General features: G+C 74.5%; 2 protein-coding genes and 1 pseudogene. 1 reads left to right on the forward strand and 2 read right to left on the reverse strand.

Translation table 11 applies throughout. The features are described 5' to 3' along the window. Together LCE31_RS41400 and LCE31_RS35980 are read right to left on the reverse strand one after the other, a co-directional pair. A pseudogene (locus LCE31_RS41400) lies at positions 1–75 on the reverse strand (transposase); the annotation flags it as partial. A 71-nt stretch (positions 76–146) separates the two neighbouring features. Then, positions 147–1,079 (reverse strand): Ppx/GppA phosphatase family protein, encoded by a 933-nt coding sequence (locus tag LCE31_RS35980; protein ID WP_225022080.1) that lies wholly within the window; start codon positions 1,077–1,079, stop codon positions 147–149. Between the two features lie 42 nt (positions 1,080–1,121). On the opposite strand from LCE31_RS35980, the gene LCE31_RS35985 reads away from it, so the two are divergent. Next, positions 1,122–2,054: a hypothetical protein gene (locus tag LCE31_RS35985; protein ID WP_374118668.1), complete on the forward strand. Its 933-nt coding sequence runs from the start codon at positions 1,122–1,124 to the stop codon at positions 2,052–2,054. Positions 2,055–2,243 lie beyond the last annotated feature (189 nt).

A 2,243-nucleotide genomic window follows, 5' to 3' on the forward strand; every position in this document is an offset into this window, starting at 1 on the left:
GCCGCCGAGCTGCTGGTGGGCGGCGATGAGCAGGTCCCGGTAGTCGCGCCAGGAGAAACTCTTGCGTCCGTCGCGGCGGGCGGCGGCGCGCCCCCCCCGGGGGGGGGGCCCGGCCCGGGGGGGCCCCCCCGCCCGGCCGCCGGCGGTCAGGGCGCCGGGAGCCGGTCCAGGCGGCGCAGGATCACGCCCTCCCGCAGCGCCCACGGGCAGATCTCCAGCACCTCCACGTCGAACAGGTCCATCGCCGCCTCCGCCACCAGCGCGCCCGCGAGCAGCTGCGGTGCCCGGCCGATGGACACCCCCGGCAGGTCGGCGCGCTGCTCGGCGGTCATGTCCGCCAGCTTCGGCACCCACTCCTCCAGTGACGAACGACTCAGCTCGCGCCGCGCGTAGAGGCCGTCGGCGGAGCGCGCGGACCCGCCGATGCGGGCGAGCTGGCGGAACGTCTTGGAGGTGGCGACGGTGTGGTCGGGGCCGCCGAGGCGGCTGAACTCCCCGACCGTACGGGCGATCTCGGCGCGTACGTGACGGCGCAGCGCCCGTACGTCCGTGCGCTCGGGCGGGTCGCCCGGCAGGCGGCCCGCGGTGAGGCGGCCCGCGCCGAGCGGCAGGGAGACCGCGGCGTCGGGCGCCTCGTCCATGCCGTACGCGATCTCCAGCGAGCCGCCGCCGATGTCGAGCACGAGGAGCCGGCCCGCGGACCAGCCGAACCAGCGGCGGGCGGCCAGGAAGGTGAGGCGGGCCTCGTCGGCCCCGCTGAGGACCTGGAGGTCGACGCCGGTCTCCGCGCGGACCCTGGCGAGCACGTGGTCGGCGTTGGTGGCCTCGCGCACCGCGGAGGTGGCGAACGGGAGGACGTCCTCGCAGCCCTTGTCCTCGGCGGCCCTGACCGCGTCCGCGATCGTGGCGACGAGCCGGTCCACGCCCTCGGGCCCTATCGCGCCGTCCTCGTCGAGGAGTTCGGCGAGCCGCAGCTCCGCCTTGTGGGAATAGGCAGGCAGCGGCCTGGCGCCCCGATGGGCGTCGACCGCGAGCAGATGCACGGTGTTCGAACCGACATCGAGGACTCCGAGTCTCATGGGCGGAACCGTACCCGTGGCGGCGGACTTACCCTTGGGCCCGTGCCTAAGACGAACAAGACGAAGCCGGGCAAAGCCGAGCAGGCCAAGGACCGGAAGAAGTCGAAGAAGCAGAAGCAGGACGCGGGCGGCTCCGCCGTGTCCGCCGCCGTGCCGGCCGGGGACGAGCAGGGCCTGGACTTCGCGCGGGCCTGGGTGGAGTTCCCCGACCCGGCCGACGACGAGCAGGTCTTCCGCTGCGACCTGACCTGGCTGACGTCGAAGTGGACGTGCGTCTTCGGCAGTGGCTGCCAGGGCATCCAGGCGGGCCGCGCCGACGACGGCTGCTGCACGCTGGGCGCGCACTTCTCCGACGAGGACGACGAGGCACGGGTCGCGGAACATGTGGCGCGGCTGACGCCGGAGATCTGGCAGTACCACGACGAGGGCACGCGGGGCGGCGGCTGGACGCAGGAATCCGACGCCGACGACGACGCTGACGACGACGAGAGCGATTCCGACGACGCCGACTCCGACGAAGACGGCCCGCAGCGGCAGACCCGGGTCTTCAACGGCTCGTGCATCTTCCAGAACCGGCCGGGTTTCGCCGGCGGCGCGGGCTGCGCGCTGCACATCCTGGCGCTGAAGGAGGGCCGGGAGCCGCTGGAGACCAAGCCGGACGTGTGCTGGCAGCTGCCGGTGCGGCGGACGTACGACTGGATCGACCGCCCCGACGACACGCGCGTGCTGCGGGTGTCGATCGGTGAGTACGACCGACGCGGCTGGGGCCCGGGCGGCCACGACCTGCACTGGTGGTGCACCTCCGCGACCTCGGCGCACGGCGCGGGGGACCCGGTGTACGTGTCGTACCGGCCCGAGCTGACGGAGCTGATGGGCAAGGAGGCGTACGACGTCCTGACGGACCTCTGCGAGCGCCGCGTGGCGAGCGAACTCCCCCTCGTCGCACCGCACCCCGCCGATCCGGTGGGCCGCTGAACCGTGGGTCGACCGTGAGCCGCTGAACCCGGCCGGTCGACGAGTCGGCTCGTCGCCGGGCCGGGCGAGTGGCTGAACCGGGCGGCCGGGCAGCTCGCCGAGGCCGGGGCCGGACGACTGGCTGAACCTGAACCGGGCGGCCGGGCCCTGGGCGCCCCGGGGCTCAGCTCGCCGACGGTGGCGGGGTGC

Source organism: Streptomyces sp. 8L, from assembly GCF_020176795.1.
Taxonomy (GTDB): Bacteria; Actinomycetota; Actinomycetes; order Streptomycetales; family Streptomycetaceae; genus Streptomyces.

What these genes read in the sequence shown, in the direction of transcription:
- LCE31_RS35980 (WP_225022080.1), bottom strand. Translation starts at nt 1,079, where the DNA reads ATGAGACTCGGAGTCCTCGATGTCGGTTCGAACACCGTGCATCTGCTC.